5 protein-coding genes are annotated in these 6,182 nt (G+C 66.5%); 4 read left to right on the top strand and 1 reads right to left on the bottom strand.

All coding sequences use genetic code 11. The features are described 5' to 3' along the window. Positions 1-269: 269 nt before the first annotated feature. The 3 genes from JWQ81_RS30210 (at position 270) to JWQ81_RS30200 (ending at position 3,781) form a co-directional block, all read left to right on the top strand. Entirely contained in the window at positions 270-2,171 is a 1,902-nt protein-coding gene (locus tag JWQ81_RS30210) for an integrase (RefSeq protein ID WP_297546941.1), read from the top strand. A gap of 249 nt (positions 2,172-2,420) precedes the next feature. After that, positions 2,421-2,801 (top strand): hypothetical protein, encoded by a 381-nt coding sequence (locus JWQ81_RS30205; protein WP_297546939.1) that lies wholly within the window; start codon positions 2,421-2,423, stop codon positions 2,799-2,801. Positions 2,802-2,965: 164 nt separating this feature from the next. Further along, positions 2,966-3,781, top strand: a complete 816-nt coding sequence (locus JWQ81_RS30200; RefSeq protein WP_297546937.1) for a serine protease — start codon at positions 2,966-2,968, stop codon at positions 3,779-3,781. A gap of 305 nt (positions 3,782-4,086) precedes the next feature. Here JWQ81_RS30200 and JWQ81_RS30195 read toward each other — a convergent pair whose 3' ends face one another. Next, complete coding sequence (locus JWQ81_RS30195; RefSeq protein WP_297546935.1) at positions 4,087-4,893, bottom strand: GntR family transcriptional regulator; 807 nt, start codon at positions 4,891-4,893, stop codon at positions 4,087-4,089. Between the two features lie 162 nt (positions 4,894-5,055). Between JWQ81_RS30195 and amcB the strand changes: the two genes are divergently transcribed. Beyond that, the gene (gene amcB, locus JWQ81_RS30190) at positions 5,056-6,174 is read left to right on the top strand and encodes a cyclophane-forming radical SAM peptide maturase AmcB (protein WP_297546933.1); all 1,119 of its coding nucleotides are present in this window, start codon (positions 5,056-5,058) and stop codon (positions 6,172-6,174) included. Positions 6,175-6,182 lie beyond the last annotated feature (8 nt).

Raw genomic sequence — 6,182 nt, 5'->3', positions numbered from 1 at the left:
CAGCACCAAAGATGCTCAATCTCCCCGACACCGTCTGGATCAACCGACCAGCTGACGACACCAGCCAGAAGACCGAACCCGAAGCCGCCTAACACCCACTGGTCTCACTCACCTTGACAAATTCCGGACGCGGACTGGGGTGACGCCCACGCCCGTCTCACCGACCTGAGGACCAAGCTCGGCGCCGGTCTGTGGGCCCAGGCCTTGACCCGGGTCACCGACGACGACCGGGACCTCATCGACCATCTTCTGACCGGAGCCCGTGACACATGAGTACCGCCCCCGAGGCCGATTCCTACCTTCTGCCACTGCCCATGCCGCACAGCCCGATCGTCCCTTCCCACCTCACGACCCCGGCACACGTGCATCTCAACGGCCGTTATGTCGATGCCGTCTGGTCTCTCGGCCCGCTGACCGCGAACCCCAGCACCAGCAAGCGCGCAATTCACTGGCGCAGTTGCCCACTCGCGTTCCGGGACGAGATGCGGCTGGCAGCCTGGAACCTGATCAACGGCCAACTGCGGCCCACATTCCTGAAAGCACAGGGCACCACCCTGCGGGCTCGCATCAGCCTCGGCACGATCCGCAGCACCGTGGCGTTGTGGATGGACCTGGCGAAGTGGTTGGAAGCCCGCAACATTCGCAGCCTCGCTGGTTGTGACACAGGCACCCTGCACGACTACGGGCAGCACCTCCTCGCCTCGCGTTTCAAACGAGCCCATGTCCAAAAGATCTTGTGTGCACTGACAAGGTTGTGGGCATTTGATCAGCTCAGCGGCCGCCCAACCGGCGTCGGAAAACCACCTTGGCAAGAGCTGGGGGCCGACGACTACCTGCCCGCCGCGACCACGACTGGCGGAGAGAACTCGACCGAGCCCCTGGCCGAGCAGACGATGGGCCCTCTGCTCATCTGGGCGATGCGCCTGATCGATCTGGCCGATGACATCCTCGCTGCCTGGGCCGAACGACAGCGACTGGCCAACGCCGCCCGCACCAACGTCGTCACCCAGGCCAGCAGAGCTGCCCTGCACGCGTACCTCGATCCGTTGATCGCCGCCCAAGCGCCCGTGCCCGCGAACCCCAGCCAGAACGGCCTCGCCCGCGTCTACATCGGCGGCATCACCGGGGCTACCCGCATGCAAATCGACATCTTCGCCCAGCGTGAGGGGTTGGTGGGCGCCGCAGCCCTGCGACCTGGACCATGTCCAATGGACATTCCGGTGGCGGGCCGGATCGCTGGGAGGCCATGGCGGGGAGCACTGGACTTCAACGAGGCCGCGACCCTCATGCGTCATCTGGCGACAGCCGCTTTCATAGCCTGTTCGTATTTGACCGGTATGCGTCCGGGTGAGGTCCTGGGTCTGCGAACTGGGTGCTGCCCGGACCCCAAGCCCGACGCCAAGGGTAAGATCGGCCGGTATTTGATCCGCAGCCACGAGTACAAGACCGCGACCGATGATGACGGCAACCACCTGTCCGCCGGGGTGGAACGCGACGTCCCGTGGGTCGCCATCGCTCCGGTGGTCAACGCGATCCGTGTCTTGGAACGTATGGTTCCTGACGGGCGCCTCCTGTTCGATCACGACGCTCACGAGCTGCACAAGGCACGATCTGGCACCGGGTCACTCAAATTGGAGGGATTCCGACCCCGGATTGAACAGTTCGTGGCCTGGGCCAACGCCGAAGCAACCGCGCACGGGCTGACTGGTGAGGTCATCCCGCCCGACCCGGACGGGCACATCGGAGCTGCTCGGTTCCGCAGGAGTCTCGCTTGGCATATCGCTCGCCGCCCCAACGGCCTGGTCGCCCTGGCCATTCAGTATGGCCATCTGAGCACAGCCGTCTCGGGGAATTACGCCTCCCGCGGCCGAGGTGGGATCCAGGACCTGATCGACATCGAGACTGTCCGCGCGGTCGCCGACACCGTCGCCGATCTACACGACGACCTCGACACCGGTGGCGGCGTCTCCGGCCCAGCCGCCCGCCGCGCGATCAACGCCGCCGCTACCGCGCCGCGCTTCGCCGGCATTGTCATCACTGCCACCACCGCGCGTCGGCTGCTCGCCAACGAGAACGCGATGATCTACGACAACCCCCACGCACTGCTGCTCTGCCACTACAAGCGAGATAGTGCCCTCTGCCATCGCGAGGGTCTCAAGGACAACCCCTAGCCTGGATCACTGCGTAGTTGGCTGCGGCAACATCATCCGCACTGATCAGCACGCCGTCCAGCTCCGTGAGCGGGCTGACGTCCTCGACAAGCGCGCCGCTCACGTCCCTCAACCGGTCGGGGACCGGCTGCGCGCCAACGCCGGCAAGCTCCGCGCCTACGCCGACACCCACGACCGCACCAGGATCACGTTGTCAGGTGACGCTGAATGAGCCCCTCAGCTGATGAACGCGACCGCATCCGCGCCGCGATGGACCGGATCCTGGCCGGCAACCCAGAACGTTCCAACGGCGCCCTGACCATCGTCGCCCTCGCTGTGGAGGCTGACGTCCCTCGCAATGCCCTTACGCAGCGCCATACCGATCTGCGGAACGAGTTCTACGAGCGGACCCGAGAACGCGGTGCTCCCCCGGAAGTCGAGACCCGTCTGCGAGCCACCATCACAAAACTCAAGAAGACGATCACCAACAAGAACGTCGAACTCGATCAACTCCGGTCCGACGTTCCCGCGCTCGTCCGGGCTGTGAATCAACTCACGCTGGAGAATCAACAGCTGCGGGAGGCACTCATGAAGCCGGACACCACTGTGGTGCCGTTCCCCACTCGCCGACCGCTCCACCCGAACGACTGACGGCAGACCGCCGCGCTGCGGGCAGTGCGCACCGCACTGCCGAGCGATTTCGCCGAGCACGCCGCGCTGGTCGAGAGCGTGCTCCGGAAGATACCGGGCTTCTGCGGCTCGGCACGCCAACGTGGTATAGAGCGTGGCGTCACAAGCCTTCCGAAGGAGTTCTGTTGCTGCGCAAGCTCATCGTCTCAGCAGGGGCCGCACTCGCCCTGACGTGCGCCACCGTCTCGCCGGCCGCCGCGATCGTCGGCGGCAGCCCCGCAACCACCACCGCGCCCTACATGGTCAGCGTCGTGTCGACCGGCTGGTTCGGCGACAGCCACGCCTGCGGCGGCTTCCTGGTCGGCACGCGATCGGTGGTCACCGCCGCGCACTGCGTAGACGGCAAGACGGCCGCCGAACTGAAGGTCAAGTACGGTGGCGTCGACCGCACCCAGCTGGCAGTCACCAACGCGGTCAGCAGGATCGACCAGGATACGAACTTCAACGCCGAGACGATGGCCGCCGACGTCGCTGTCCTTCGTCTCATCGACCCGATCGTGACGAGCAGCACCGTCGGCACCATCGAACTCGCCGCCGCCGCGCCGAATGCGGGCGACCCCGTGACCGTCACCGGCTGGGGCAAGACCGCCCTGGACGACACCGCGCTGCCTACCGTCCTGCAGACCGTCCAGGTACCAGTGACCACCACCAGCGCCTGCCAGTCCGCCGATGGGGGGTTGAACCTGAGCCTCGGCGGCAACGAGGGCGGTCTCCTCGACGGCCTCGACCCGGTACTAGACACCGGACGCATGTTCTGCGCCGGACCGGCCGAGGGCGGTCAGGGCTTCTGCACCGGCGATAGCGGCGGCCCCGCCGTGGGAGCCGACGGCACCGTGTACGGCATCGTCTCCTGGTCACGCGGCTGCGCGCAGGCCGGATCGCCGGGGGTGTACACCAGCATCGCCGCCTACCGTGGCTGGCTTGTGAGCAAGATCGTCTGATCTGCGGGCAGCACGGCGCCCCGTCCTCCAGCACCATCGTGGCGGACGGGGCGCCGTGCTGTGTCTACGACGTGAGGTGCTTGGGGGAAGGGATGCCCCGGCGAGCCCTTCGGCAGGTCGAGCCTTCACGGCCAACCTGTCATGCAACCGTCCACAAGATCCCCGACAGCGCCGGCTTCTCAAACGAGAGGGACGACTCTGTGTTCGCGGACTTTCTGCGCGCCTACGCCCCTTGCCGCGCCGAAGTACATGGCGCGCACGTCCGCGACTCCAGATGGTTGTTCGCGCGCTCACCAGCGCCAGGTTCAGTGTCGGGTCGGCTTCTCGTAGGCGGTATTGCGGCCGGTCACGGGCTGCACCGGCCAGTGGGCAGAGGGCTCCCGATGCACGGGAACGGTGATCTTGAACCGGCGGGCATCGCGCACGATCTCGTCGGCGGCCACGACCCGCCCAGCTGGTGACGTATGGGTTCGGAAGGTCACCATGACCGGCAGACGCGGCGAAATCGTCAGGGCGGTGGCTTCCTCGGCAGTGGGCATCCGGGCGACGAACGTGTCGCTCCAGTCCAGAGGGCCGTGGTTGAGGTCCTGCTCAAGGCGGTCGAGGACGCCGCCGGGCCCGGTGTCTTCGGCTTCGAGAATGGTTCCGGCGGCCAGGTCCTGAGGGAAATAGCGGCGGGTGAGCTGCATGGGCCAACCCGGACCGACCACGACCGACCGACACAACACCTGCTCGTCCTCAGTGATGTCGAGGAGTTCGGCGATCTCGACCGGGCAGCCGAGCCATTCTCGGCGGTAGGTCCCGGGCAGGCCGGGCCAGTGGCCGGCGGGCTTGGGGAAGACGTAGCCCAGGTCGTTGCGGCTCACTCCCACGCCGAGATCCAGTTGGTGCAGTTCCGCGTCGCCTGGCAACACGATGGTGCCCGAGCGGGATCGGGTGGCGACGCGGCCCTCCAGCTCCAGTGCGATGACGGCTTCGTGGACCTCGTCGTTGTGCGCTCCGTAGTGCACGGCGAGCTGGTTCATGCCGGGCAGCTTCGTGCCAACCGGGAACTCGCCGGAGCTGAGACGTTGACGGAGGTCGTCGGCGATATCGAGGTAGCGGTGGGCCATAGACCTTACTCCAATCCGGTCAACCTATCCGTGGATAGATTGACAGCTGCTCTCGTGGCTGTGACGCTCAGCTGGATCCTAACTATCCACGGATAGAAGCGTGACCTTGCCCCCTCAAGGGCGCCTGCCGCACTGGTCACGTCTGACAAACAGGGGGCTCCGATGGACGAAATGGGCTTACGCACCAGTGCACACCCGCTGCTCGCGGCCGCACCATCGGCGATCATCCTTCAGCCCACGAGCCTGTGCCCACTGAACTGCACGTACTGCTACCTGCCGCAGCGGCACCTCAACCAGCAGATGACGACCGACACGGCGGCGGCCATCGCGGCAGCCATCCCGCCCCACTGGTCAGCACGGGGACCGGTCGAGATCGTGTGGCACGGCGGTGAACCTCTGGCCGTCGGCCGGTCCCGGTTGACCGCGCTGATGGAACCGTTCGAGCCACTTCGCGCGGATGGCCGTATCCGTCACGTGGTGCAGACCGCGGCGACGCTGATCGACCGCCAGTGGTGCGAACTGTTCCAGCGGTACGGGTTCGCCGTCGGGGTCAGCATCGATGGACCCGAACCAGCCAACCGACACCGGGTCGACCGGCGCGGGCGACCGGCGTTCGACCGGGCTATGACTGGCATCGAGACCCTCCGACGCCACGACATCCCATTCACAATCCTGGCCGTCGTCAGCGCCGACAGCACCAACGCCGGCGAGACCCTGGACTTCCTCGCCAGCACGGGATGCACCCGGATCGGGATCAACATCGAGGCAGCCGAGGCCGCCAACCAGCACGGCCACACCCCCGCCCTGGAACAGGCACGCCAGTTCTGGCGAGAAGCATTCACCTGGAGCGCCGAGCACCCCGAGGTTGAGATCCGGGAGATCGAGTGGTTGCTGGGCTTCCTCGGCCTGGACAAGCCACTGCGCGACGCCGACGCCGGACACGACCCGCTTCCCACCATCGGGTGGAACGGGGAGGTCGTCCTGCTGTCTCCAGAACTGCTGGGGGTTCAGGAGCCCCGCTACGCCGATTTCGTCGCCGGAAACGTCACGACGGAGCCACTGCCGTCGATCCTGGACCGCGCCGCAGGTCAGCCCTACGTCCGGGAGTTCCTCGCGAGCGTTCAGCGCTGCAAGGAAACCTGCGAGTTCTTCGCATGGCGCCAAGGAGCCCACGCCGGCAACCGCTACTTCGAGCACGGCACCTTCACCGCGACCGAGACCAACCACTGCCAGACCTCGTTCCAGGCACCCGTCCTGGCCCTGCACGACCTCATGATCTGAAAGGAAGT

The organism is Amycolatopsis sp. (assembly GCF_025464955.1).
Classification (GTDB): Bacteria; Actinomycetota; Actinomycetes; order Mycobacteriales; family Pseudonocardiaceae; genus Amycolatopsis.
Note: the sequence above shows the minus strand (reverse complement) of the source record. Positions and strands in the feature narration are given on the sequence as shown.